The organism is Anaerophilus nitritigenes (assembly GCF_004138215.1).
GTDB lineage: Bacteria > Bacillota > Clostridia > Peptostreptococcales > Thermotaleaceae > Anaerophilus > Anaerophilus nitritogenes.
In genome coordinates, this window is record NZ_RYYS01000068.1 from 1 (window position 1) to 24,072 (window position 24,072).

Sequence of the window (24,072 nt, forward strand, 5' to 3'; positions counted from 1 at the left end):
TGGTATTTTATTTATTTTCGACAATGTTTTTGTATATCCTGCAAATATTTTACTTGTTCTATATGGAGTTTGATAAAATAAAAAAAGACCAGGAATATCCTGGCTACTTTATGATTTCTTCTAAATTTTCATTTCTATAAACTTCACTCACTAAATCTAAATATTTTTCTTTATCTAATGCTAAAAATAAAGATGGTAAATACTTCTCAAAAAATTCAGCTTGTGTCATGTCTAAGTGTTTCAACATTCTATCTGTAATTTCTTTTAATTCTGGAGTTACTTGTGCTTGTATCCTTGGATTATTTTTTTTAGCCATATATACCTTACCTCCTTGATTGTTTATATGCTGTTAATGCTATTATGAAGGCTATTATGCTAATTCCTAAACTTATATATCTAATCATCATTAAACCTCCTCATGTATATTTTAAAACTTTATGGTATAATCTATGTTAAGAAGGTTTTATCAAAGGGAGGTGCCACTCCCCTTGATACTTACTTCCTATGCTTTTTTCTTTTTCGAGGACGTTTCTTTTTAGAGACGTTCTTTTGCGTTTTGTAGACTAATGTTGCAGTTGCTAGGTTGATTAATGCTGTTAGTAGATTTATGTATTCATCATCTATTTTCATTTTCCTCACCTCCCTTAATTATATTATACTCAATATATTGAGTATTGTCAAGCTTTTTTACATATATTTCTATTACTTCTTCAAAAAATAAAAAATAGCAGGAGTTTCCTCCTGCTTCTAAGCAATTTCCTTTAATTCATTTACCATCAATTGTATATTCTTAAATTTTGTATTACAAATATTTGATATAACCTTTCGTCTTGCTTCATAGTCTAATCCTGCCATTACTAAGCCCATATCCATAGTTTGTATTTCATTTATAGCTTTATTGATCTCTATAGTAAAATGTTCTCTTATTATTTTATCTTTTGTATCAAGTAGATTCTGTAGCTTTTTAGCAGATATTCCAAGTAATTTTCTGTTAATCATATCTGCCTCATTAGAAAAAATATAAGCAGGTGCTTCTTTTCCTTCATGGGTTAACTGGTAATTAGTATCTAGTATTTCACTCAGCTTTTTATATCCTTCTTTTTGTGGTTCTCTAACCATGAGCCAATGCTCATAATCTCTTAAGGCTTTTTCCACTAGAATAAAATAATCTGCTACCAAGTCACCCATTTTATTGTTCTGTCTCATTGCTATTTTCTTAGCACAATCTTTTGTGAGTTTTATAATATTTTTCTCTGTACCTTTTGCAACAGTTTGCGATTTCGCAAGGTGATAATCTACATTCTCTGTCATTCGATATTTAATAAGTTTACCAGTTTTACTTACATTATTAGCTAATAGCCATGTAGAATGATTATCTTTCACTCCTAATTGATTACATAAAGTTTCTCCATCGATTACAAATCCTTCTTGATCCTGTAACAACTCAGGGAATGTCTTTTGATACTTCATTACTAGTTTTGCATCTTCTTCTGTAAATCCTAGTTTTTCAATCAGTTCTTTTTTCTCAAATACTTTTACTTTTATATCATTAATCTTTACTATTCTCATGTTATTACCTCCTAGAAGTTTTAAAATGGGTATAAAAAATACAGGAACTATTTAGCTCCTGTATCTATGAAATCAATTTTGTTCTAAGGACTCCCCAATTTTGGGGAATGCCTACTTAACAATCTGATCTAATAAAGCAAATACTTCTCCTCTTGTAATCGTGTCATCATATCGTTTTTCATGAATTTTAATACCTTTACCATTTAGACTTTTAAAATGTTCTTCTGCCCAATGTGGCTGTGGTTTATTCATTTCTTCTAGTTTTTCATGTACATCTTCCATAAATCTTTTCCACCCTTCCCAATTATTATAGTTTAAAATTCTCGGACAATTCTTCTTACTCCAATCATAATGCCTTTTAAGATTGCTTATATACCAATTTCTTTCGTGTAATAGTTTTGCTACTACTTCTACGGCATTTGCTAAAGTCTTTTCTCTATTGCCACTCTCACATATTTCAACCGATATAGAAGCCATATTTCCTTTTCCTCTGCCGTCCCCTGCATTCCAAGAGACTTCATCAAGTGGTATACACTCTATTGCTTCTAAATCGTCCACAACGATATGAAAACTAGCTTGTCGAGTGTTTCCTTCTCTTGCAAGGTTATCACGTTCATTTCTAGCTGTAGATTTTGGATTGCCTGTAGAATGTATAGTTATGTATTCTGGAATCATTGCAATACATGGTCTTTTATTTGTATTCTTTTGTATGTGATCTACAATATATTTCATAGCTCCACCTCCTATTCTGAGATACTATTAATACCTATACCTACAGCTAGTCCAATTAATGCTCCAATGATTGTTTCTGGGTCACCTATCTTTGTTACAAGACAAAATGTAAGTATAGCAACTATTGTAAATTGAAATACGATTGCTGATATTGTTTTAATTTTATTCTCCATAAAATCACCTTCCTAACTGTTGAACGTACCAGATGAAAAAACTTGCTAAGCTCCCAAGCATAGCAAATATAAACCATTTCATAACCGATACTAGATTTTCTATCTGATTACACAAATTTTCTATTTTAACATCAGTTCGTGACTTCGCCTGTTCTAGCCTATCTATTCTCTCGCTATGATTATTTAGTCTTGTATCATGCGTATCTAGTCTTTCATCTACACGCTTATGAATTTCTTTACAAATATCTTCCATGTGCCACCTCCTAAATTAAAATAGGGAAGAAAACTAATTCTTCCCATAAAAATAACACCATTTAGGTGTTCATGCGTTAAACATTATTTTAGAGAGGGCATTAAAAAAACACCCTTCTAGGTGCTTATATTATAGTTTCCTGTTTTTCAATTGTTTCTTCTATTGTTTTTTCATCATTTTGATTTTCTTCGACATTTCCACTTATCATTTCTTTTGAAGATTGCTTTATTTTTTGTAATAATGCTAATGCTTCTGTTTTAGTCATTGTGAACACCTCCAGTTAAGATAGCTTCTACTACATTTGTAAGATCAAGTACATTCTGTGCTAATACTTCTCTATCTTTTTTTAATGCATGTATCTCTTCTTCTTTTTCTAGTATTTTTTGTGTAGCAATTTCTTCTGCTCTTGATTCAACGATTGTTTTTAAATTTGGCAACTTTTCAAATACTTTTTCATACAACATTTTTTCTACCTCCATATATTTAATATTTCGTTTACTTTGTTTTTTAAATCAGAATTAGTTTCGGAATTTAGTAATTCTATCATATGCATCCCAAGTTCTTTATCTGCTACTTCTAGCAAACTCATATTAATAAATGATACATCCACAATAACTTCTCCAACTCTCTTATTTACGTTATTAAGACTATCTCTAATAGTCTCAGAGTAAACAATTTCTGCACCTTCTATATTACACGTATATAGTTCAGGAATCATTTCGTAGAGACAGTAATATTTTGCTTGTGGGTCAAAATTTTCATGTTTGATATATAGTCTTTCATAACCATAAGCATTTATATCTGTATTAAATGTCCATGAATTGTTATCTAATTCAATAATTTCATTAGATTGTTTATAGATATTAACAATTTTCTTTGTTTTGAATCTAAATTGATTATCTTTTAATGTTCTATCATTAATGTAATATCTACTCAATTGTTTAAAATATACAGGATTCGCCTTCTCATATACAAGTCCTGTGCCTACTTCTACAGTGTTAGTACCTTCTTGTAGAGAGAAACTATCTCCAATAATATTCATCTCAACTTCTTCAATTCTTGGAGTTTCTAATACATAGAATAGTCCATAATGATTAATTTTACCCTCAACGATTGTTGGAGAAATTTCTGTAGGACAAGTTGTAACGGCTCTAGTATTATCTGTGTCGCCTAGTGGAATCCATGTTTTAGTGCCACTATTATTATATAGTTGTCCATACGTTCCATTATTCATTTGATATCCTAGAAAATAAGCTTTTAACTCTAAATCAGATAGATTAGTATAAGAATCTCCCCAGCCTGTGTCGGAATTTGAGAGTGAAAAATGTAAACCTCCATACCCAACTGAATATACTGCATATTCTGGTTGCTCTATAATTGTCCCATGAGATATACCTAATATTTTTCCATCATATTTCTTAAATACTTTATTATCAATCTCAGAATTAGCATTTATGTTTTTCTCACCGAATACAACAATTTTCATGTCTGGTTTGTTTAAAGTAACGGTTGCTTTTTTACCAGGAATACAGTCTGTTCTCCCAATTCTTCGTTCAACAATAGCTTTTGTACCTTTTATTCCGATAACTCGGTCTTTTACATCTCCTATTTTTGCTAGGTATGTAGGTATGATTCCAATGGATTCTCTAGGTTGTTCGTAATCTAAATCCAAATTTTTCTCGCTAATCATCCAATTTGTAAATTTAAAAGTACAAGGACTACTATCTTTAATAAGTCCTATATACAAACCAATAAATTCATATTCTCCTGAATTGAACTCTACTTTTACATCTATGTCATATGCTTCTGAAGTGGCTATTCTTGTACCTTCTTGTACAAACCAATTTTCATTTTGTGGAATTGTCTGACCCTTTCTAAATCCCACTAATGCAAACCCACCATTAACATTAATTCCTGTACTTTTATACATATGTCCAGTCAAATTGTATACTGTATTTGACTTAGGTTTAAATCCTACTACTAATTTTGAATAAGTACTACCCGTTGATAAGGTCTTTTGAAAATTACTATTAATATTTAGTAAATTTTTTCCTCTAATTTTAACATAAGGATTTTGAATAGTTTGTTTGGTTGTTATGCCAGAATCTAAAATTACATCCTCCATATTCCCATCTATTTTTATATCAAAATTTCCTGTTATTTTTGAGTTGATAGTTTGTATGTTGTTAGAATAACCTAGCTGTAGTGTAGCTTGTTTATCTTTAATTAAATTACCTTCTAACATGCTGATTTTATTGTCTATTTTATCACTGTTTTCATTAAAATCATCAATGTTAAATTTGTCTTGTCGCCCTGGTTTCTTTAATTCAATATGTGGTGTATAAATCATTTTCACCCTCCTCTAAAATACTTCATATACAACTTGTGTATTTAGTATTGTTGGACTAAAAGTTTTAAACACAAGCACTAAAGCATCTTTTGTTTCATCTATATATTTAAAATATGCACCTCTAAATATAGGAGAACTATCCTCTCCTAAGCAAGATAAGAATTTATTTTTATTTACAAATTCATTTATACCTCCTCCTCTTAAAACCCCTTCTAATGTAGACCCTATTACAGTATAATCGTCTATATTTATATCAGCACTTCCTTCGTCAATCCCTTTTGTCATCCATATTCCATGCTTTGTAGTTCTATCATAAACGTTAGGCGTTGGACTCCATAAATAAGTACCTTGTGCAACATGAAAACCATTAACTCCACTTTTCCCAAAAACAGAAACCCCTAAGTGTTTGTTTTTTTCTCCATTTCCAACAAAAAATAAGCGAAACATAGAAAAGCTTTTTCTATGTCTTTTGTAAATGTAAATTTTATGCTCATAATCGCTATTAAACCCTACTGCAATCTCTATTTTTCCAAAATTATTATAAAAACTTTCTTTTCCGTTTGCTAATTTACCAGATTTTAAATTGTTTACTTCTATACTTGTAAAATTGTGTGCAGGTTTTATTTGCAAATCTCCAACCTTTTGATCTAAGATATCCATATTCCCATTTAAATCTTCTACATCAAAATATGCATCCTCGGTTGGTTTTTTTAGGTTTAAATTAGGTGTATAATTATATTCTGCCAATTTCCTCAACCTCCTATCTATTCTTTTGGAATCTCTCTTTGTTTCAACTCTCCCCATGTATATTTCTTCATTTCTTTATATGTAAAAGCGTTATTTTTCCCTTCTAATTCTCCTATAATGAAACCCTCTTCAATTTCTTCATAAGAAAAATTTTCTAAATTTTCATAACTATATGGAGTATAAGGTATACCCATATAATATCTATATCTAGTAAAGAAAAATATAAATTTTAATGCAAGATGTGCAGGTTTTATATTTTCTATTGCATATTCAATTAAGTCTATGTTTTTTGGTTTCCCTTGTATTTTAGGAAATTGTATTTCTATTTTTTTATTGAATTGCACTCGGATTTCTGTTTCTATAAAAGCTTTAATTATTAACTCAATTAATTTTGCATCAACTTTTCCATTCCCTCTCCATTTACTCTTTACTACAGATCGTCTTTCGTCAAAAGTTCTAGATTTATCTGTTTTAATGCCTAATTCTTTTTCATACACATCAAGTCCCCATGTTGCTGTGTCTATATTTAATTGTTTTTTTACATCTTCTGCATCAACTTTATATTGATTTAATTGCTTTTCAGTAGTAGCGAAAACTTTTTGAAATATTTCGTTTTTTCGCATATGAAAAGGGAGATATTCAATTAAATTAAGCAATTGAAACACCTCCCAAAATTGCTACTTCTTCATCTACTATAGCAATATTACCAATACTATTATTGACCTTTAAATCGGAATGATCTGCTACACCTTCCGTATTAAAAATTATATTCCCAATTGCTGCATGAGACACATAGTTTTGTTTAAATGCTATAGATTTAAGATATTCAGATATGTTAGTTTTCATCTTTTCCTTAATATTTTCAATAGAGTAACTATCACTTATTCTATTTATTTTTACAGATATATTTATTTGTTTTGCTACTGTACTAGATACAGTACAATATGCCCCTATAGGTGCAGTTCCTTCTCCTAATCCACTTTTATTAGGGTCAATATGCTCTTGCACATTTGCGACTAATTCTGTACTTGCAGGTTGCTTATTTGCATCTATTATTACTACTTTTACTGTATTGTCTCCTTGCCAAAGTGGGAATACTCTAGCATCTCCAACACCTTCCACTTCCTTTGCCCAATTCTTATAATGTGCTTTATTTCCAGAAGTGGCAGGAGTTCTGATACGTTCATAATACCGTTCTAATAAACTTTCATCTGTTTCAGCTTCATACCCATCAATTGTTGGCTTAGAATTATTTACATTTGTTATCCCTTCAAGTGTCATAGGCATTTTTGTAATAACTCCAGCAGGTACTACACTTATTTCCCCTGCTTTAGTAGCTTGTATTTTTACGATACCTTTTCCTACTATTGTTTTTGTTTCAGTAGATTTAAATTGTAGTCCGTTTTCGGTTTGAAATAAGTCACCTTCATATACAGTTCCATTTCCTTCAATATCAATCTCTCCTACTGCATATGTGGCTTGTTTTCTAGTAATCCCAGTCCTTTGTTTTATATATCTTTCTAATTCTTCACTATGTAGATTTTCAACATCTAATTTTTCTACAACTTCTTTTTTAGTGTATTTATACAGATTAGATATTGCTATAGCAATTGCCTTAATTACTTTATATATAAAACCACCAGAAGTCTTATCTTCTGTATCATCTATATCATCTAACATTTCATCTTTTAACGTGTCTTTATCTTTTGATACAAACATCTATACTCTCACCTCCATGTCCGAGGATTTTAGTCCTTTTCTAGTAATTACTTTAATTTCACATTTTACATACAATTTGGATTTTTTAGTATATACATCTACTACATTTACAGTTTTAATTGCAAAATGTTGTTCTAATGCAACTTTAACTTCCCTCTTAATTTCTTCTTTTATAAATCCGTTTAATGTATATCCTATCAAACCATGTTTATTTGTTCCGAAATCTGCTACATCCTCATATACCTTGCTTTTCCTAAATTCTGTCTTTATACAGTCATATATCCAAACTTTTAAAGCATCTATGCCATATAATTTTATTAGTTTTCCATTCTCTTTAATAAATTGTACTTCTTCAAAGTCAAATGCATAAGACGTATAATCCTCTACTGTTTTAGTAGCTGATACCTGTTCTATTATTTCTGGCATCTGCAAATTTTCTATTTTAGGGAACATCTAATCACCACCCTATAATCTAATTGCTTTATCAATTACAAACCAAGTTTGCTCGTCTACAGACGGCATAAGTGTAACCTCATCACCCACTTTTAAAGTATCTGTAAAGGTTATATTGCCTATAGTCGTATAAGATGTATTAATATTTATATTTGCTACAGAATGATTATGTGTGGCTACTGTATTTGTATTTCCACAATTACTTTGGGTAAACTGTATATTCCCTTGCTCTGTATATTCTCTAACATATCCATTTAGTACATGAGCAGAGAAAACCAAATCATCATTTTCAAGTATAATTTTATCTGTAAGACGAATTTTCGTAGCAGGGGGTGGGGATATTACAGTACCGACCTGTATGCCTTGTTGCTTAGGATTTTCTCTATCCTTAAACATCTTAGCAAGTTCTGTTATACCATCATTAGTAACCATTATTACATCACCCTTTCTAATCCTAAATTCATAACATGTATATTGTCATAGTTATGTGTACAAGACATTACTCTATATTGTCCAGATAATCCCGTTACTGGCTCATTTAATTCTAAAATTCTATTACATTTCACTCTAAAATCACCTAAAAACTGTACATTTGTTTCCTCAACAATCTTATTAAATTCATTCAATAGATTTTTAGCTTTATTCTGTGCCTTTGCCTTGTCATTTTCTTCTATGCTCTCTGCCATTTGCAATAATCCAAATTTATTGATATTGTTCTGATCTTGTACAGTTGCGAGAATATTATTGTCTTTTACTATTACAATGCTATTTTTTAAGTCCTCAGCACTTTTTTTAATGCTAACACTTCCGATTCCATTATTAATGTCATAATCTTGTACATTGTTTGCTAGTTTAAAAGTAGCTTTTATCACTTCATTCTGTAATTCTTTAACATATAATGTGTCTCCATTAACTTCAAAAAAGAATTTTTTACCAGTCTCATTTTTTGCAATATCAAGTAAATCCTTTATTACATCAGAAGTAATTTTATCTTTATATATTTTCTTTACTTTTGTATTAATGCTACATATGTTATTTTTAATATTATATCTATTGCAAATTTGTTGTAATGCTTGTTGTACACTTATGTCCTTAAATTGAAATATATCTTCACTTTTATTTAAATTAAAAGCATAATCAAAGCATTTATATCCTTTCGGGTTTCTGTCATTTGTATTGTCTGCTACAACCATTCCCCTGAATATTTCAGTATTATCATGATTTAATATGCTAATGTGGTTATCAATTTCAACGGGATTAATAGGAAAGCATTGAGTGTCAAAATTGCTTATAATATTAATATCTAATTCTTGTCCTAAAGTATCTACATTAGAATTTAAGCTAATACTTTGCACGATAGGAGTAATATCAATAATTTTACTTTTTAATAAAAGTACCTTGATAGGTCTAATCATATTACCCCTCCCTCAATTCAATAATTCTAAATTCAGATAATGTTAAAGTATAGAATATATCTCCTGTTCCATCTTGTACTCCATATTCAAAATTATCTATAGTCATTGCAATGTTTATAGGTGTATCTGTTACAACTAAACGAATAGGTATTCCTCTATCAATCCAGCTTTCAATTATCTCTACCCATTCCCAGCCTTCATGATCTTTATTTTGTTGTATTTTATTATTATATCTATCATTTTTTAACGGAAAAAAGCTACTCAATATCATGCTTTTAAGTCCTCTATTTCCCATGATTTTCAAATCTCCAGCACTAATAGATGTAAATACATTGTTATTATGTGGACTAGAAATCATAATAGAAGAAGGCAATATAGGTAATTGTATAACTTCTTCTCTATTGTTAATGCTCATAAAAATTTCCACTATATTACCTCCTACATATTTTCTAATTTAATTACAATCATTTCGGCTAATTCATTCGCCATTTGTGGAGTTGACTTATCTGCTCCATTTATGGTTATATTAAAATTATTAGTAGTGCTATTATTACTGTTAGATGTGCTATTTTGCTGTGATGTATTATCTGTATTTTGAATATTTTCAATATGATTATTACTTTTAGTAAAATCTTGAATATACTCTACAAAGCTATTAGAATTAGTAGTGCTATTATCTCTGTTATTTGCTGGATGTAAGAAAGGATTATCTTTCGCAGGTATAACTGCTTCATCCTTATGTAGTTCTGCAATATAACCATCTTTAGGTACTCTCGTTAACCCACTAGCATGAGAACCATCTACTTTAGGTTTTCCTTTACCCTTTGGTTTAGGTTTATCTTTACCTTTTGGTTTGTCTTTATTGTCATTGTCCCCTTTACCACTACCATTTACAAAATCAGCTAATTTTCCAGCACCTTTTGCAATAAATCCTATCAAATCTCCCATAGCTTGTAAGATTGGTTTAATAATTCCCCAAACAGTTTGCATAATTCCTTGCATTGCAGGAAATGCCCACTCGAATACGCCAAATAATATTTCTATAGAACTAGCAATTAAGTCTATAATTGGCTTAATTACACCCCATGCTGTTATTAAGTAATCAGCGTTCATTTCCCAGCAAGTCGCCCAATATTCTTTTAAAAAATCTGTCTTATCTGCTATCCAACCAAACTTTTCACCAATCCAATCTCCTACACTACCTACAGTTTCTTTAATTTGTGGCATATATTCGCCTACAAAGTCAGCAAACTCGCCTATTTTTTCGGCTGCAATTCCTACTCCTGTTCCTATACCTTCCCCTATTTTAGAAAGAGTCGGAGAAATTCGATCTATAAATCCTATTACACTTTCCATGCGTGGTTTTAATCCTTCTAACACAGAAAGTCCAGTATCTTGTATTTGTGAACCTATTTTACCTTTTATAGTAGACCATAGACCACTTGCTGTTCCTGCTAACTTCTCAGCCCCACCCTCAAAGAATGGTTGTATTTGTTTATTTATTATGTTTTCTATACCACCAGCATTTTTAATATCATCTTGAGATATCTTAAAACCGAAACCTTTCATTCTCTCAGTTTCACCAGTTTTAAGTCCTGCAAGTGCTTCCATAGCATCATCTAAACTCTTAGTTGGATTAAGTGCCGCCATGTTTTCTGCAATTTTAACTAAATTCATAGCTTTGCTTGTATCCCCATTTGCCACGTTAACAGCTCTAGCACCTGCCGTTATTACTTCTTGTGTCTCAAAAGGTGTTGCATTAGCATTTTCTCTCAGTTCTTTTATATATTTATCTCTTTCTTTTGTTACATCCTGCTCGGACATTCCTTTATTGTTTATACCTATAAAGTGTCCCATAGATACCATTTGCTTCTCTAACATTGCACCAGATTCTAAAGCACTCTTAACTCCCAATCCTATAACAATTCCTGCCGCCAAACTTTTTAGATTAAATATTTTATTTTTTACGGTTTCGATTACACTCCCCGTAGCATCTTTCGCTCTTAATATTGCATTATAACTTCCCCTCGTGTAACGTCTTAAATTGCTGTTAATTCTACTAAATACTTGTCTAGTTCTATCTCTAGCTTGTAATATAGTAGTTCTAGTACGTTGTAATCTATCATATACATGACTCAAACGCTGACTTCTTTGTATTGCTTCTCTAGTATTTACACGAATATTATGTATTCTACCATATACCCTGCTCATTACTTCTCCTGCACGAGTAGTTTGTGTTTGTGCTTGTGTTTGTTGCTGTCTTAATCTTTCAAAGGTTTGTCTAAAATTTTCACGAACAGTAAGCATATAACCAACATTATAATTAGTACCTTCTCCCACACTCTCACCTCCCTACACTCCCTACATGAAATATAAAAAGGACTAATCATTTTGAAGGATTAGCCCCAAACATTCCAGCAATTCCCAAAAGGATTGCTTGTATACATTGTCCTAATTGTTCTTTTTCAGCCTGTTTTGACTTGTGCATAGCTTCTATGTAAAACATTTTCTCTAACTCTGTTAGATTCAAAATATCCTGTAATTTCTGCCCTTTTTCTAAATAATATACGATACATTCTCCAAAGGGCGAGTTAATTACTTTTTTACATTTTCAATTATTACCTTGCCATTATCTTTTTTACATACCCCTGCTAGTTCAATCAATTTATCTCCTAGCTCTGTAATTTCCTTACTAGAAAAGAAATTTGAAATAATATTGTGTCCATTATGTGCTTTAAGTCCTGCATTTTCTAATAATAATTCATCTGCAAAACAAGGATTTACACTACATTCATATAGCATTTTTGTATACACTTTTTCTGTAGTATCCATTAATCCAGCAATATCCAAATTATCTAATGCTTTGTTAAAATCTTTGCCCTCTAATTTACTCATATCAATAGTATTAAATACTGTATTTTCTATTTCTGCTTGTTTTTCAAGTGCATAACCCCTATCTGGAATTCTAAATGTACAAGTAATATTCTTACTATTTGTTATTGTTATTTCTTTAGCCTTTTCCTTTTGTTCCTTATCCATCATAAGAATCAAATCTGCAACAGTAGTTTCCACTTTATGTTGTGCCATGCTTTTAGCCATATTATTACGCCTCCTATTTATTACATTTCATCTAAATCAATATCTTCTGGGTCAAATCCAAAACCAACTTCTCTATTTAATAATTGTCCTAACTCAAATCCTAGGTTATTTATATTATTAACCCAACAATCATTTAAACCTACATATTCAGAGCCTTTTGTATCTTTGTCATCTAGCCCAATCATAAGAGAAAAATGCACATCTTTTTCTGCTGCTAAACTCATCATTAATTCCTTTTCAATCATGGAATTTGTTTTCTTAACAACAAATGTACCTTCACCTTTTAGACTTGTAACTCTTCCATATTGTGTTAACTTTCCTGCCAACATCATATCTTCTCTATTTGCTGTAATATTATAATTTACACTATTAATCTCTGCTAATTCTTTGCCATTAAAAAACAGCTTACCTTTCGCCCCTCTAACAACCTTCAATGCTTCAATTTCTTTAGCCATTAATATCTACCTCCTAAAATTAAAATAGAATAGAGAAATTAATCCCTATTCTAAGATTCCTGTAAAGTCTAAATCTTCCATAGCATCAAGCACCTTAACTTTTGCTGTCATAAATACTTTACTTCTAAATGTATTCTCTTTTACTTTCTTATCACTCCAAAGATCAACTTCTTCACCTTTTATAGCCTTCCAAGCCAATCTCTGCACTGGAATATTTACATCTGCTTTATTTCTATCAAGATTTTCCTCTGTTTTCTTTTCTAGTATTCCATCTAGTGCTAATTGTTCAAAATATGCAGAAATAGAACCGAAAAACAATCTTTGATTTTCATAACTATTTATCACTTTTCCTACATAATATTTTCTAAATGTTTCTCTAATATCATCTTTCATTAAATCAATAGCTTCTACTATCTTAATTTTCCTATAATCCTCAGCTTTTTTAGGTGTAAAACTAACAAAACTATTCACAGCTCTAGCAATCTTTACTTCACCATCTTCATTGAATAAAACCAATTCTCCAGCATCAATCCTATTGTCTATATCTTCCACTTCATCAAAAAATTCTACCTCGTTTAACACATAATAAGTAGCACTTCTTTTCAGAGATAATCCTGCTAAAATTCCAGCCATTCTACAACAATATTCAGAAGTAGTATAATTTTTAGAACCCACTTTTATATTGTCACTTGTAAAATTAATAATCCCCTCATGATCTCCCTTACAATTTGGTAATACTGCTTTAAATGTTTTATGTTCATTGTCTCTCTTTGTTTTAATCCAAGTCATAATATCGCTTGTTTGCTCTGCTGTAAGGCTTGGAATTGCTAAATAGTTAAACTTTTTAGAATTTAGTCTTTTTAGTGCTTCTTTATAATCCGTTGCTTCTTCTTCTACTTTCTCACAAATAATCTTAGATGGAATTCCTAAAAATGTTTTCTTAATATAGTCTAAATTTCCAGCACTCCAATCATTGTCACTTATATCTTCTATACTCTTATATACTTTAGTGTCAAAAGTACCTGTATCTTTTAATATCAATGCTACAATACCACGTTCGCTTCTTTGTACTGCTGTAACTGCTTTAGTCTCAAAATTCACTCGAATTTCTGGCAATCCTAACATCTATATCACTCCTACTCTATAGTTTTCACAAGTTCTAATTCTTCCATATTTGGATATTCTTCTATCATTACAGAATCAAAGAATTCAATATCAAAAGAGAATATTAATTTATTATCATTAATATTTATCCTCTTATTTTCTATATAGAAAACCCTATCTAATACATCAAATCTAAACTCAAATATCTCATTGTTTAATATATCAGCCATTTCATAACATTCGTCGTTTTCATCAGATCTAGGCAAATATGTAAGTTTAATTAACACCTTTTTATAACTTGCATATGTTCCTTTTCTTTCAAAAAAAGGTATTAATTTAACAAAAAAACAAGGTCGCTTTAAACCTTGTACTTTTTCTTCTGTGTGTACTTTAATTGTATTGTCATATTCCTTTATTTTCTTGCATACTGCCGTTTTAATATCTTTAATCTTAATCATATAATCCCTTCTATCTAAAAAGGTTTACAAACATTTCATTTAACATTCTTTCTGCTTGTGGTTTTACCTGCTCAATTGCTGTATCCATATAAAATTGTCCTTGTACAAAACCACCATTTTTAGTTCTATGCCCGTTTTCAACAGCTTCTGCATACTTTTTAGTAGTACCACCTGTAACCATTGTTACATTTTCATTTTGCTCAACATTATCAGTAGTAATACTACGTCTTAATTCTCCTGTCATTTCTGGAGTATTGTATTTTGCTTGTGTTTCTATCATATATCCTACTTCTTGTACTGTATCTTTTACATCTTCTTTATACCTATTTTCTATTTCAGTTAATCGTCTATTCATATCATCAAAGCTCATCATGCTTCATCATTCCTCACACATGGAATTTCTAAATGACTAGGATAATATATATATTCTCCAGTTTTCAATTTTCTCTTTTGACCATTCTCTATAATTACTATAATAGTATCCCCTGCCTTTATTTCAAGATCAGGAGAACAGAAAATAATTGGATTATATTTTATTATATTTGCTGTTTCTGTTTGATTAGTGTTATTACTTGCAGAATAATCCAATGAGCAAGGAATATCTTTATACACCTCAATATTCATGTCTTTATCTTCATAATCTACAGTAATAGTTTCTTTTCTATATACAGTCATTTTGTCAAAATATGTTGAATTAAGTATATCTGCTTCATTCATATTATCACCTACCCATTAATCGGTATGAATTGCACATTAGCAATCATATATCTCGCCAACTCATCCTCATACACACTCATATCTATATTAGAAATATCAGTATTATACTCTATTTCTGTATTTCCTCTCTTAACCTTCTTAATATCTTGTGTTTTGCCACTCATTTTATTTACTGTTAATTCTACTACAATATGCTCCAAAGTTGATGGAACTTTTTCTAAGCCTGTCATATTCTTAATTTTGTTGCTATAAGCACCTATATAATAATTAATAATAGTATCTTTACTATCATCTATTATATTTAATAGTGTTTTAATCATATCTAACATATATTACACCTACTTTGTTGTAGTTTTTTTCTTAGTCTCAACTTCTTTAAACCCTTGTCTTTTATAGATCACTTCATATGCTTTTTCAGTAGCATATATTTCTCTTTTCCCATCTGTATATTTTTTCATACTATCACCATCCTTTAAAACAAATAGAGAAGGGATTATCCCCTCTCTATGCACCTGCTTTAGGTATTAATAATGCAAAAGCTTCGTCTTTGATAGGTAGAAATCCTAATCTCATAGTAGCTTTAATCGCAACCATATCATTTTCAGCCAAAGAAAGTGGTTTACCATCTGCCATAGTTACGCTTTGCAATGTAGCTTCTTTTAAGATTTCATATTCTATCCCTTCTCTTATTCCTACTAAAGAGTAATTAAAGTTGCCTGTTATTAATTCAGCTTTGCTTTTATCAAATGCACCATTTCTAGTAAACTCGATCGGATTAGAATATAATTCATTTTGGTCGATTCCTGGAACGAATAATGCATTTCCATTAGCATCTCTTAATTTTCTAAGAGAGTTTTTAAGTCCATAGTGTCCTACAAATCCATTAATATCGTGTCCAGCATCTTCTACAAGTGCCATAACATCGGATACATCTAAATCTAATTTACCTACTCCATTAGTTTCTAATGCTATCTTATTACCTGCTCCATCAGCTACTCCATAAATTGATTTTGCAAATGGAGAATTTGTTCCAAATAAACACGCCGCATCAATAGCTTTGTAAAATGCTTCTGCAATTGTTGGTTTTAATTCTTCAAATACATTAATTGTAGTATCGTTTACTTTTTCTTTTGAGACTGGAACAATAACTGCTAGTTTTTTAGCTTCCATTTCTGGGAATATCCAAGTTGCTGTAGAAGTTTTAATTCTTTCAGTTTCTCCCACCCAATAGGCTCCAGCACCTTCTGTCATAATAGAAAATTTCTTTTTATCACTTGTCATACTTTCAACCTTTGATAATCTTAAAACACTAGAACCTCTTGCTACATCTTTCATAATTCCTGCTGCTGATTCTGTAGGTACAAAACCTGTTAGATTGTCTTTTAAATATCCTGCATCAGCAAATAATTGTAGATTCATTTTCAATGGTTTTTTTATTGTATTCATATTTATTCCTCCTAATCTCTTTTTGCTTGATTTTCTTTTATAATAGACATAAAATTACTACTATTATTTTCCTCTTTCTCATCTTTAGGTGGTTTATAATCATTACCTTTAATTTTTTCCTCTACTGCACCTTGTACTGTAGTTTTCAATGTTTCTTCTAATACCCCTAGATTCTTTAGTGTTGTTTCTTCATCATTTGCAATTAAAAAATCTACTAAAGAAACGGGTAATTTCTTTTCTGTTGCAATCTTAATAGCTTTATTTGTTAATTCTTTTCTAACACTTTCAGCTTTTATTTTCTCAATTTCAGCTTTCATTTTTTCAAGCTCTGTATCTTTTGGGTCTTTATCTGGAAATCTTTTCTTAATTTCTTCATCTAATAATTTTTCAAGATTGTTGCTTTTCCAAGTATCCAAGGATTTACTACTATGTTTATCCTTTTCACTATCTAGCCAACTTCTTACATCTTTATCTTCATTTGCTACAGACTTAATCAAATCTAAATTAATTAACCCTCCAACAAATTTTTTAACATCTTCATCCTCTTTGTTTTCGTCTAAAAACTCTTTTACATCTTTTAATTCCATAATTTTACCTCCTAGTGGCACTCTACACAGTTATAACCACACAGAACGCCATATAAATTTTTAGTATAGTTTTAATCAATTGCATTAAAAAACGTCTTAAAATCAATTTAAAGACGTCACTTTTGCTTAATCCACTCTTTATAAGTGGTGTATTTAATTTTTTGCTTTGTTTGATTGTCTAAACGACTTTTAATCTGCTGATTCTCAAAATATGCTGCATAGGTACTTCTACAATTCGGATGAAATGGTAATGCAGGTTCTTCTCCTGCGATATATACTTTTCCATCACGTTCTCTACAAATATTACTTGTCCTACTATCTAATGTAGCAATCAATACGAGTTTTTTAATTTTATGATCTTTATATACTTGTTTTTGCCCTCTATACCATACACCAGCACTTTCTGTTCTTATAAGTCTCATAGCATTATTTTTACTAATCTGCATAGTATCTTTAATAGATTTTGCCATTCTATCTATGCTATAGCCATTTTGTAGCCCATTTCTGATTGTTCCTACCATGTTTTGTTGTAGCTTTACATTGTTAAACCAAATTCTTTCAGAGAAATTAAGCCCCTCTACATTATAATTAAGTATCTCATTTATAATCTTATTAGGTAGCTTAATATTCTTTGTTGGTTTAATAAATAGATTCTTCTCTAATACAAATACATTTCTTGCATATGCTTCATTTGCTATTTTCTTTAATATTGCCGTAGTCATTGTTATATCTAATTTAGAGAATTTCAATAAACCACTTTTTAATTCTTTTTCTAACTTTTTCAACCTGCCATATTTGTTTACTTCCTGCCAAATATTCTCATTGTCTATAGAGTTGTATAATTTATTTACGATATCTATAATTTCCTCATTCTGCTTGTCATAAGCATCTAATATTTTAGATATCTCATCCTCTGTAAGCAATAAGACATCTTTATATTCTCTTAGAATATCCTCTAGTATCTTCTTATTCATCTCCAACACCTGCAATTAAACTCTTAACCTGTTCTGGTGTCATTTCTATTCCCTTTTCCTTTTCTACCTTCTTAGCTTCGACAGACGGGTTCGTAATAAAAGAGAATTGTGCCAATGCAGTTTCGTTGCTTATCCTATCTCCAACTTTGCTTATAATATCAGCAGTAGCCTGGTCATTTTTAGGTAGATTTAATGTAAATTTAAAATCAATATCAAGATAATCATGTTTACTACTTGTAATAAGATTAAAATATCTAAATATCAATTTACATCTGTTCTGTAATACATCAGACATTACATCTTTATAACCACTTATCTTATTTGTTAATCCCCACATACGAGCCTGTAATGCATCACCACTCGTATTACTCTGTAGTTTTTCAGTTTCATCAATGTGGTTTGCCTGTTCATATATATTTTTATGTAGAGTATCCAACATTAATTTGTTAAATTCTGCATTAATATTTTTCATCAAAAAAGAAACATCTGCTTTAAGCTGCCCATTTGGACTATTAAGTATAATAATCCCGTTCTTTTTAAATTCTTTTGCAGTAGTATCATCTACTTTTGCATTTTTAAAAACCATATAAGCATCTCTAAAATCAGATGTTTCATTTACAAAGTTAGATACTACCGTATTATAACTATCTTGTAAGCTAAATATGTCACTATACAAAGTATCGTCTTTACCTTCTTGGCTCAAAGAACATATTGAAATAGGTACTTCCCCGAAAAAGTGGCTAGTAGGTGCTTTTGATTGTTTAAAATTATCAGAAGAATAACTAAAATATTGAATATCATCTTTGGTGTATATATCTAGCAATATCACATCTTTATTGTTTATTTTTTTCTTTCTATAATAGAAGGCATATTCAATCTCATCATATTCATTGTAATGTATATAGCAATTTAGAGGTGTTAATATCTTAAAGTTTATTTTCTCATCTGCTATATGAGCTAACTCATAAGATTCTCCAAATATTAAAGCATTTTTAAACAATTCTCTATCATGTGTATTTCCTGCACGTTTCATAACCCTAGTAATTATATTAACTGCGTCTACATCCTCAGATGTATATGTAATTCTATTACTTAGCAAATAATTAACCTCTTGTTTTAGAAACTTCTTAATAAAATTTTGCTTAACAAAAGCATTACTTCTATCATCTACCTGCTTATAATTCTTTTCTGCATCAGTTTTCGCTATATAATAGTCATACATTTTCTTGTATTCAGATCGTGCTGATTCAAAATTACTTATATCAACTTTTAATATACTTTTATCAATCTCCACTTTTTCACCTCCCTAAAATAATAGTTTTCGATTTAATATAATAGGCTTTTGAAATACAACAATATTAGATATTTCATTTGCTCCCAAAGCAATACAGTCGGCAAAGTCATCATGCAAACTATATATCTGTCCTTGAAAATCCATTAGTTGGTCTAGTGCTTCTTTTTGTACTCTATCTTTACAAAAAATTATACGACCATTGTTCACATCATCAACAATAGTGGAAATTCTATCATCTTTGTTTTTCCTAGTTGCTATACATTCCACTTCAATACTTCTTCCCCAAAATTCTTCATCTTCTTTGATTCTTTCCTTTATTTTCTCCCCATCCATGCCATTATAGAAGTTTTTTTCTATAATCACATGAGTAATATCTGGAAAGTCCTTTAAAATTTCTATGACATGATTTATATAATAATTATAACTATCAATCTTTTCTATCTCTCCCAAACGAACATATTTAAACCCATTTTCTGCCTCTGACATTACTGCAAATGCAAAATAATCTCGCCTACTACTTGCAGATTTGATTCCAGCAGGGTCAATTACAAGAATATTTTTTGTGAATATGTTGTCTTCAATTTCTTCTTTGCTTTGTGCTAAGTTGCTCTTAAACCATTTCTCACCAATCTTCTGACAGTTACACATTAATTCTTGCATAAATGCAATCCTTTTGTTAAAGAATTTATTTGCTAATTTTACACAAGAATATTTTTCCCAAATTGTTGAGAATTTCATATCATCTATATGATCATAATAATATTGTTCTGCTTCTTGAGTTGCATTTTCTAGCTTATTGTTGAATAGTATTTTTTTATATTGCTGCCAATGTTGATTAGTATCAAAATATTCCTCTGCATCAAAATCTACTACTCCCCGATGAAATAGAGTATAATCTGTATCTTTTTTGATAGTGTCGATAAAATCTCCTTGTGCTAGTGGAGTACCAACTATGATAAATTTACTAGAAGGTTTAATTACTTTCCCACCTCTAATAACTGCACTATCTCCACATTCTTCAACTTCTTTATACCATTTATTAACTTTCTTTTCTTTTGCATTATCCGATAGTATATCATTTTCGTTTATGTAGTCATCTGCTATAATGCATTGAGGTCTAAAAATACCATCTGCACATGTATAAGTAGTACCACGAACAGATGTACCAGAAGAAAATGCTTGTATTTTTGTATTATTAGTCAATTCTAATTCAATTTTATTGACTGTTCTTTCTCTTTGATTAACTAATTTTCCAAAAGTCTCTAGTATATAATCATTTTGTAATGCAATCTTAACTTTCTCTACAAAGTTGACTGCATCATCTTCTCTATTCCCTAACATAATTGTATATCTGCTTTTTTGATAACAATGTAACCAAGCTGATACCGATAAGTTTATGAATGTAGATTTACCAAGTCCACGGGGCAATATAAATTCTTCCTTATCCCAACTATTTTCAATGAACATTTGTTCTAGCTGATTCCATATATCATAGTGAACCTGTGCTAAAGGTCTAGCATCATTTGTCTCTTTTACTACAAATGTATCTTGTAGATAATGCAAACAGAAATATTCTATACTGTATTTCCCTACTAACCATGCTAAGTTACCATATTCGTACAACTTATCATTGTTAGACTTCATTAATTGACGAGCTGATTGTTCGGCTTTAGGTTTAGAAAGATCTTTATATTTTATTAGATATTGTACTAGGTATTTGTAGAGTAGTTGTATATCCTCTTTTGTATGTTGCATTATCTCACCACCTTCGAGGTTGAAAAATATTATAAAAAATTGTAGGACTTAAAACACCACATTTTTCATTTTTGAATTTAGAAGGCTACCCCTCCAAAAACAACAATAAGAGTACAATCTATTCGACTACACTCTTATCATTTCGAATGTAACACTTTATTTATTGTGTTGTATTCGAGCATTTCATCTAAACGTTTATATTCCAACGTTTGATTAACATTCTTCTATTTTAGTTTTTACATTCACTAATTTATACAGTATTTTTATTCAATTTCTCATGCATACTACTGTATATTGTGTATAATTTTTATCTCTTGTGAACCTATTCTTCTTCTAATTTTCCAAGTGCTTCATCTACATCTATTACATTAGATTTATCTATCTTTTCCATAACCTCCAGCTTTGTTGTGTTCTTTCCTAGTACCTTATCTACTAGGTATGTATTAGCTTCGAGTCTTACTTTCTCTGATTCTGCTCTATTGGCTAATCGCACTATATTATTAATCTTTTCTTGCAATCCACCTTTAATTGTATTCATTCCAAAAGTTTCTATTTGCCGTAGACGTTTGTCTAGCTCTGCCTTACATTCCTCGTCATCCAACACCTGTTGATACAGCCACTGTCTACTTCTTCCGCATAGCTTTGCAATCTCTGTCTTACTCGTAGTTCCTTCCACTAATAAATTAATAGCCATTTGCTTTTTTTCATCTATCATTTTCCCTTCTCCCCTCGCATTACAATTATTACAACTTATTACATAAAAAGTTCTTTATTATTTTTTAAAATATAACACAATCCTTTTGCCATCTTTCTAATCTGTTCCTCTTCTAAATTAGTTTCCATTAATTCATCTATCCCATGTAGAACCTCATGGATAAATGTACACTCTATTTGATCTTTACTATATTTTGTGCTTATGTTTATTTGTCCATCATCATACTTTATATTTCCATAGCAAACACTATTCCCATCTATTACATCACCATTAATTAAATTAATACTATAATCTCTATATCCTATTTTAATTTTTTCTGGTATCTTCATTATTTCACCCCTATCTTTTACGCATAAAAAATAGACACCCTCATGGATGCCTACTCTCTTACTTCATTTATTTTATTCTTTACATTGTCAATCATTTCTTTTCGTGCTTCTTTCTTTTCTTGTTTCTCTAACTTCTTAGCTTCTACATCTTCTGGACTATACTTAATTAATTGTTTAGTAGCACAAATCGGGCATCTATTCTTACTTTTCATAAACACATGATGTATAGCATATCCTATTCCTCCGACTACTGTAACACATAAGAGTATAAACAAACCCCAGTTCCATTTAGATTTTGTAGGCTCTACATACCTTTTACACAATGTACAATATTTCATATAACCACCTCATTTAAAATAGTATTATGTATATTGTACCATTTTTAGTATTATTTAGATATAGGTAATTCTTTATACTAATTATGCATAATAAAAGACACCCATTTCTGAGTGTCCTTCACCTTTACGATAGTTTCCACTTTGGAACATGTGTGAGATTGTCCCTGTCCTTATTCAGTTGTCCATAATACAATTATACTACAGAAATTTACTTACTTTGTTGCGTAAGTGTTGCGTTTTTGTTGCGTTTTACTCTAATTCACTTGCAATGTATTCTATTAGCTTATCTTTTCTTCTTTTCACAGTCGCTACATCACAATGTAGATCATATGCAATTTGTCTATAAGTTTTTAACCCATTATATTTTAGTTCTATAAGACTTGCTTCTTCCTCTGTCAATTCATCAAGTACACTTTGTATTCTTTTTACTTGTGCTTCTATATTTCTAAGTCTAGCATTTAATTTGAATTTCTTCTGTACTTTATATGTCAATTCATTTAGTAGCTTGTCTGTTATTCTTTCCATTTCTCTCTCCATTGCACTAACTGTCTCACTACTAGACTGTACTCTATCTTGACTATAATCAATTGCTTTCATACAATCAGATAACTCTATATTTACATTTTGAAGGTCTTGTTGTATCTTATGTATACTGTGCTTTGTACTTTCTATATCATACTTAATCCTATTAATCCTTTTCTTTCTCCTAAAGTGACTATAAAGTATCCCTTCTGTTTTTCTATACTGTAGGTCTTCCATGTCTTACCCCCTTATGTTCTTCCATACAAACCTTATAGTTAGCGTATATTCAATATCTGTTTTAATCTTATTGGTGCTTTTCCGTTCATTCTTCTATGGTTATTGCTTAGATAACCCCCATAATAAATAGCTTCCCTAATGTTAATTGGTCCTGTTAAAACATTCACTAGATGATATAACCCTCCTCCTGCTACATTAATTACATCCCTTATTTTTTCAAGTTGTTCATTTGTAATTTTTTCTGTGAATACTCCAGCTTTTTGTAATTCTTGTCTTATCATTTCACAATCCATCTCTTATTCCCCTTTCCTCCATTAAACCTCAATTTTATGCTTAATTAATTTCTTCAAAATGTTCTTCTAGTGTTTCTTTGTCTATCTCCAGCCAATCCAAATATCCTTCTTTTGTAGTTATAAGTCTTATTTCTCCACCTATTAATTTTGAATCAGATTCATCAAGTTCCCATACACTACCTTCTTTTGTAAAGAAGAATTCATTGTCCATCACAAAACCATCATCATCATATTTTTGTAATATTAATTTTTTAATACATTTATACTTTTTCATTACTCCATCACCTTCCCTGCTTTTTCTAATGCTTCTGTCAATATTATTGAAGCATTTCCATCTA

Annotated in this window: 36 protein-coding genes; all 36 read right to left on the bottom strand. The window is 30.3% G+C overall.

What is annotated here, in order from left to right; translation table 11 throughout:
• Positions 1-103 precede the first annotated feature (103 nt).
• Positions 104-316: a hypothetical protein gene (locus EK368_RS10475; RefSeq protein WP_129599464.1), complete on the bottom strand. Its 213-nt coding sequence runs from the start codon at positions 314-316 to the stop codon at positions 104-106.
• Positions 317-495: 179 nt separating this feature from the next.
• The gene (locus EK368_RS15270) at positions 496-630 is read right to left on the bottom strand and encodes a hypothetical protein (RefSeq protein ID WP_279222278.1); all 135 of its coding nucleotides are present in this window, start codon (positions 628-630) and stop codon (positions 496-498) included.
• A gap of 117 nt (positions 631-747) precedes the next feature.
• Positions 748-1,569 (bottom strand): antA/AntB antirepressor family protein, encoded by an 822-nt coding sequence (locus EK368_RS10480; protein WP_129599467.1) that lies wholly within the window; start codon positions 1,567-1,569, stop codon positions 748-750.
• A gap of 111 nt (positions 1,570-1,680) precedes the next feature.
• On the bottom strand, positions 1,681-2,301 hold the full coding sequence (locus tag EK368_RS10485; RefSeq protein WP_129599470.1) for a peptidoglycan recognition protein family protein: 621 nt from the start codon (positions 2,299-2,301) through the stop codon (positions 1,681-1,683).
• 11 nt (positions 2,302-2,312) lie between these two features.
• Positions 2,313-2,474 carry a hypothetical protein gene (locus EK368_RS14925; protein WP_165000420.1) on the bottom strand — a complete coding sequence of 54 codons (162 nt, stop codon included), beginning with the start codon at positions 2,472-2,474 and terminating at the stop codon, positions 2,313-2,315.
• A 4-nt stretch (positions 2,475-2,478) separates the two neighbouring features.
• Positions 2,479-2,727, bottom strand: a complete 249-nt coding sequence (locus EK368_RS10490; protein WP_129599473.1) for a hemolysin XhlA family protein — start codon at positions 2,725-2,727, stop codon at positions 2,479-2,481.
• Positions 2,728-2,851: 124 nt separating this feature from the next.
• The gene (locus EK368_RS14930) at positions 2,852-2,992 is read right to left on the bottom strand and encodes a hypothetical protein (RefSeq protein WP_165000421.1); all 141 of its coding nucleotides are present in this window, start codon (positions 2,990-2,992) and stop codon (positions 2,852-2,854) included.
• Positions 2,985-3,191 carry a hypothetical protein gene (locus EK368_RS10495; RefSeq protein ID WP_129599476.1) on the bottom strand — a complete coding sequence of 69 codons (207 nt, stop codon included), beginning with the start codon at positions 3,189-3,191 and terminating at the stop codon, positions 2,985-2,987. Before EK368_RS10495 ends, EK368_RS14930 begins: the two co-directional genes overlap by 8 nt.
• A 5-nt stretch (positions 3,192-3,196) precedes the next feature.
• Positions 3,197-5,077 carry a hypothetical protein gene (locus EK368_RS10500; RefSeq protein ID WP_129599479.1) on the bottom strand — a complete coding sequence of 627 codons (1,881 nt, stop codon included), beginning with the start codon at positions 5,075-5,077 and terminating at the stop codon, positions 3,197-3,199.
• Positions 5,078-5,089: 12 nt separating this feature from the next.
• The gene (locus tag EK368_RS10505) at positions 5,090-5,824 is read right to left on the bottom strand and encodes a hypothetical protein (protein ID WP_129599482.1); all 735 of its coding nucleotides are present in this window, start codon (positions 5,822-5,824) and stop codon (positions 5,090-5,092) included.
• Between the two features lie 17 nt (positions 5,825-5,841).
• Positions 5,842-6,480: a putative phage tail protein gene (locus EK368_RS10510; RefSeq protein ID WP_129599485.1), complete on the bottom strand. Its 639-nt coding sequence runs from the start codon at positions 6,478-6,480 to the stop codon at positions 5,842-5,844.
• A complete protein-coding gene (locus EK368_RS10515; RefSeq protein WP_129599488.1) occupies positions 6,473-7,543 on the bottom strand; it encodes a baseplate J/gp47 family protein in 1,071 nt (356 codons plus the stop codon). The genes EK368_RS10510 and EK368_RS10515 overlap by 8 nt, the downstream gene beginning before the upstream one ends.
• Complete coding sequence (locus tag EK368_RS10520) at positions 7,544-7,996, bottom strand: DUF2634 domain-containing protein (protein WP_129599491.1); 453 nt, start codon at positions 7,994-7,996, stop codon at positions 7,544-7,546. It lies immediately after the preceding gene.
• Between the two features lie 12 nt (positions 7,997-8,008).
• Complete coding sequence (locus EK368_RS10525; RefSeq protein ID WP_129599494.1) at positions 8,009-8,428, bottom strand: DUF2577 domain-containing protein; 420 nt, start codon at positions 8,426-8,428, stop codon at positions 8,009-8,011.
• Between the two features lie 2 nt (positions 8,429-8,430).
• Complete coding sequence (locus EK368_RS10530) at positions 8,431-9,411, bottom strand: XkdQ/YqbQ family protein (protein WP_129599497.1); 981 nt, start codon at positions 9,409-9,411, stop codon at positions 8,431-8,433.
• Between the two features lies 1 nt (position 9,412).
• On the bottom strand, positions 9,413-9,838 hold the full coding sequence (locus tag EK368_RS10535; RefSeq protein ID WP_129599500.1) for a hypothetical protein: 426 nt from the start codon (positions 9,836-9,838) through the stop codon (positions 9,413-9,415).
• An 11-nt stretch (positions 9,839-9,849) separates the two neighbouring features.
• The gene (locus tag EK368_RS10540; RefSeq protein WP_129599503.1) at positions 9,850-11,751 is read right to left on the bottom strand and encodes a phage tail family protein; all 1,902 of its coding nucleotides are present in this window, start codon (positions 11,749-11,751) and stop codon (positions 9,850-9,852) included.
• 46 nt (positions 11,752-11,797) lie between these two features.
• On the bottom strand, positions 11,798-11,941 hold the full coding sequence (locus EK368_RS15105) for a hypothetical protein (protein WP_207670265.1): 144 nt from the start codon (positions 11,939-11,941) through the stop codon (positions 11,798-11,800).
• A gap of 65 nt (positions 11,942-12,006) precedes the next feature.
• Positions 12,007-12,510 carry a hypothetical protein gene (locus EK368_RS10545; RefSeq protein ID WP_129599506.1) on the bottom strand — a complete coding sequence of 168 codons (504 nt, stop codon included), beginning with the start codon at positions 12,508-12,510 and terminating at the stop codon, positions 12,007-12,009.
• 20 nt (positions 12,511-12,530) lie between these two features.
• The gene (locus tag EK368_RS10550) at positions 12,531-12,965 is read right to left on the bottom strand and encodes a phage tail tube protein (RefSeq protein ID WP_129599508.1); all 435 of its coding nucleotides are present in this window, start codon (positions 12,963-12,965) and stop codon (positions 12,531-12,533) included.
• 45 nt (positions 12,966-13,010) lie between these two features.
• Positions 13,011-14,090, bottom strand: a complete 1,080-nt coding sequence (locus EK368_RS10555; RefSeq protein ID WP_129599511.1) for a phage tail sheath C-terminal domain-containing protein — start codon at positions 14,088-14,090, stop codon at positions 13,011-13,013.
• Between the two features lie 11 nt (positions 14,091-14,101).
• Positions 14,102-14,527 carry a phage tail terminator family protein gene (locus EK368_RS10560; protein ID WP_129599514.1) on the bottom strand — a complete coding sequence of 142 codons (426 nt, stop codon included), beginning with the start codon at positions 14,525-14,527 and terminating at the stop codon, positions 14,102-14,104.
• 10 nt (positions 14,528-14,537) lie between these two features.
• Entirely contained in the window at positions 14,538-14,900 is a 363-nt protein-coding gene (locus EK368_RS10565; protein WP_129599517.1) for an HK97 gp10 family phage protein, read from the bottom strand.
• On the bottom strand, positions 14,897-15,244 hold the full coding sequence (locus EK368_RS10570; RefSeq protein ID WP_129599520.1) for a hypothetical protein: 348 nt from the start codon (positions 15,242-15,244) through the stop codon (positions 14,897-14,899). Before EK368_RS10570 ends, EK368_RS10565 begins: the two co-directional genes overlap by 4 nt.
• 8 nt (positions 15,245-15,252) lie before the next feature.
• Positions 15,253-15,573, bottom strand: a complete 321-nt coding sequence (locus EK368_RS10575) for a phage head-tail connector protein (RefSeq protein ID WP_129599523.1) — start codon at positions 15,571-15,573, stop codon at positions 15,253-15,255.
• A gap of 175 nt (positions 15,574-15,748) precedes the next feature.
• Entirely contained in the window at positions 15,749-16,690 is a 942-nt protein-coding gene (locus tag EK368_RS10580) for a phage major capsid protein (RefSeq protein WP_243109404.1), read from the bottom strand.
• 11 nt (positions 16,691-16,701) lie between these two features.
• Positions 16,702-17,277, bottom strand: coding sequence for a DUF4355 domain-containing protein (locus EK368_RS10585; protein WP_129599526.1), 576 nt, complete (start codon positions 17,275-17,277; stop codon positions 16,702-16,704).
• Between the two features lie 116 nt (positions 17,278-17,393).
• Positions 17,394-18,251 (bottom strand): minor capsid protein, encoded by an 858-nt coding sequence (locus EK368_RS10590; protein WP_129599529.1) that lies wholly within the window; start codon positions 18,249-18,251, stop codon positions 17,394-17,396.
• Positions 18,244-19,545, bottom strand: a complete 1,302-nt coding sequence (locus EK368_RS10595) for a phage portal protein (RefSeq protein WP_129599532.1) — start codon at positions 19,543-19,545, stop codon at positions 18,244-18,246. Before EK368_RS10595 ends, EK368_RS10590 begins: the two co-directional genes overlap by 8 nt.
• Positions 19,546-19,557: 12 nt before the next feature.
• Positions 19,558-21,300 carry a terminase large subunit gene (locus tag EK368_RS10600; RefSeq protein WP_129599535.1) on the bottom strand — a complete coding sequence of 581 codons (1,743 nt, stop codon included), beginning with the start codon at positions 21,298-21,300 and terminating at the stop codon, positions 19,558-19,560.
• A 322-nt stretch (positions 21,301-21,622) separates the two neighbouring features.
• Positions 21,623-22,015, bottom strand: coding sequence for a hypothetical protein (locus EK368_RS10605; protein ID WP_129599537.1), 393 nt, complete (start codon positions 22,013-22,015; stop codon positions 21,623-21,625).
• A 38-nt stretch (positions 22,016-22,053) separates the two neighbouring features.
• Positions 22,054-22,344 (bottom strand): hypothetical protein, encoded by a 291-nt coding sequence (locus EK368_RS10610; RefSeq protein ID WP_129599540.1) that lies wholly within the window; start codon positions 22,342-22,344, stop codon positions 22,054-22,056.
• 50 nt (positions 22,345-22,394) lie between these two features.
• The gene (locus EK368_RS10615; RefSeq protein ID WP_129599542.1) at positions 22,395-22,682 is read right to left on the bottom strand and encodes a hypothetical protein; all 288 of its coding nucleotides are present in this window, start codon (positions 22,680-22,682) and stop codon (positions 22,395-22,397) included.
• 249 nt (positions 22,683-22,931) lie between these two features.
• The gene (locus EK368_RS10620) at positions 22,932-23,441 is read right to left on the bottom strand and encodes a sigma-70 family RNA polymerase sigma factor (protein ID WP_129599544.1); all 510 of its coding nucleotides are present in this window, start codon (positions 23,439-23,441) and stop codon (positions 22,932-22,934) included.
• Between the two features lie 38 nt (positions 23,442-23,479).
• Complete coding sequence (locus EK368_RS10625) at positions 23,480-23,734, bottom strand: hypothetical protein (protein ID WP_129599548.1); 255 nt, start codon at positions 23,732-23,734, stop codon at positions 23,480-23,482.
• 40 nt (positions 23,735-23,774) lie between these two features.
• Positions 23,775-24,072: hypothetical protein (locus tag EK368_RS10630; protein ID WP_341472792.1), on the bottom strand; the 298-nt coding region annotated here is incomplete at its 5' end.

Excerpts from the sequence above, each read along its gene's own strand:
- EK368_RS10475 (WP_129599464.1), bottom strand. The coding sequence starts at position 316 with ATGGCTAAAAAAAATAATCCAAGGATACAAGCACAAGTAACTCCAGAA.
- EK368_RS15270 (WP_279222278.1), bottom strand. The coding sequence starts at position 630 with ATGAAAATAGATGATGAATACATAAATCTACTAACAGCATTAATCAAC.
- EK368_RS10480 (WP_129599467.1), bottom strand. The coding sequence starts at position 1,569 with ATGAGAATAGTAAAGATTAATGATATAAAAGTAAAAGTATTTGAGAAA.
- EK368_RS10485 (WP_129599470.1), bottom strand. The coding sequence starts at position 2,301 with ATGAAATATATTGTAGATCACATACAAAAGAATACAAATAAAAGACCA.
- EK368_RS14925 (WP_165000420.1), bottom strand. The coding sequence starts at position 2,474 with ATGGAGAATAAAATTAAAACAATATCAGCAATCGTATTTCAATTTACA.
- EK368_RS10490 (WP_129599473.1), bottom strand. The coding sequence starts at position 2,727 with ATGGAAGATATTTGTAAAGAAATTCATAAGCGTGTAGATGAAAGACTA.
- EK368_RS14930 (WP_165000421.1), bottom strand. The coding sequence starts at position 2,992 with ATGACTAAAACAGAAGCATTAGCATTATTACAAAAAATAAAGCAATCT.
- EK368_RS10495 (WP_129599476.1), bottom strand. The coding sequence starts at position 3,191 with ATGTTGTATGAAAAAGTATTTGAAAAGTTGCCAAATTTAAAAACAATC.
- EK368_RS10500 (WP_129599479.1), bottom strand. The coding sequence starts at position 5,077 with ATGATTTATACACCACATATTGAATTAAAGAAACCAGGGCGACAAGAC.
- EK368_RS10515 (WP_129599488.1), bottom strand. The coding sequence starts at position 7,543 with ATGTTTGTATCAAAAGATAAAGACACGTTAAAAGATGAAATGTTAGAT.
- EK368_RS10520 (WP_129599491.1), bottom strand. The coding sequence starts at position 7,996 with ATGTTCCCTAAAATAGAAAATTTGCAGATGCCAGAAATAATAGAACAG.
- EK368_RS10525 (WP_129599494.1), bottom strand. The coding sequence starts at position 8,428 with ATGGTTACTAATGATGGTATAACAGAACTTGCTAAGATGTTTAAGGAT.
- EK368_RS10530 (WP_129599497.1), bottom strand. The coding sequence starts at position 9,411 with ATGATTAGACCTATCAAGGTACTTTTATTAAAAAGTAAAATTATTGAT.
- EK368_RS10545 (WP_129599506.1), bottom strand. The coding sequence starts at position 12,510 with ATGGCTAAAAGCATGGCACAACATAAAGTGGAAACTACTGTTGCAGAT.
- EK368_RS10550 (WP_129599508.1), bottom strand. The coding sequence starts at position 12,965 with ATGGCTAAAGAAATTGAAGCATTGAAGGTTGTTAGAGGGGCGAAAGGT.
- EK368_RS10555 (WP_129599511.1), bottom strand. The coding sequence starts at position 14,090 with ATGTTAGGATTGCCAGAAATTCGAGTGAATTTTGAGACTAAAGCAGTT.
- EK368_RS10560 (WP_129599514.1), bottom strand. The coding sequence starts at position 14,527 with ATGATTAAGATTAAAGATATTAAAACGGCAGTATGCAAGAAAATAAAG.
- EK368_RS10565 (WP_129599517.1), bottom strand. The coding sequence starts at position 14,900 with ATGATGAGCTTTGATGATATGAATAGACGATTAACTGAAATAGAAAAT.
- EK368_RS10570 (WP_129599520.1), bottom strand. The coding sequence starts at position 15,244 with ATGAATGAAGCAGATATACTTAATTCAACATATTTTGACAAAATGACT.
- EK368_RS10575 (WP_129599523.1), bottom strand. The coding sequence starts at position 15,573 with ATGTTAGATATGATTAAAACACTATTAAATATAATAGATGATAGTAAA.
- EK368_RS10580 (WP_243109404.1), bottom strand. The coding sequence starts at position 16,690 with ATGAATACAATAAAAAAACCATTGAAAATGAATCTACAATTATTTGCT.
- EK368_RS10585 (WP_129599526.1), bottom strand. The coding sequence starts at position 17,277 with ATGGAATTAAAAGATGTAAAAGAGTTTTTAGACGAAAACAAAGAGGAT.
- EK368_RS10590 (WP_129599529.1), bottom strand. The coding sequence starts at position 18,251 with ATGAATAAGAAGATACTAGAGGATATTCTAAGAGAATATAAAGATGTC.
- EK368_RS10600 (WP_129599535.1), bottom strand. The coding sequence starts at position 21,300 with ATGCAACATACAAAAGAGGATATACAACTACTCTACAAATACCTAGTA.
- EK368_RS10605 (WP_129599537.1), bottom strand. The coding sequence starts at position 22,015 with ATGATAGATGAAAAAAAGCAAATGGCTATTAATTTATTAGTGGAAGGA.
- EK368_RS10610 (WP_129599540.1), bottom strand. The coding sequence starts at position 22,344 with ATGAAGATACCAGAAAAAATTAAAATAGGATATAGAGATTATAGTATT.
- EK368_RS10615 (WP_129599542.1), bottom strand. The coding sequence starts at position 22,682 with ATGAAATATTGTACATTGTGTAAAAGGTATGTAGAGCCTACAAAATCT.
- EK368_RS10620 (WP_129599544.1), bottom strand. The coding sequence starts at position 23,441 with ATGGAAGACCTACAGTATAGAAAAACAGAAGGGATACTTTATAGTCAC.
- EK368_RS10625 (WP_129599548.1), bottom strand. The coding sequence starts at position 23,734 with ATGGATTGTGAAATGATAAGACAAGAATTACAAAAAGCTGGAGTATTC.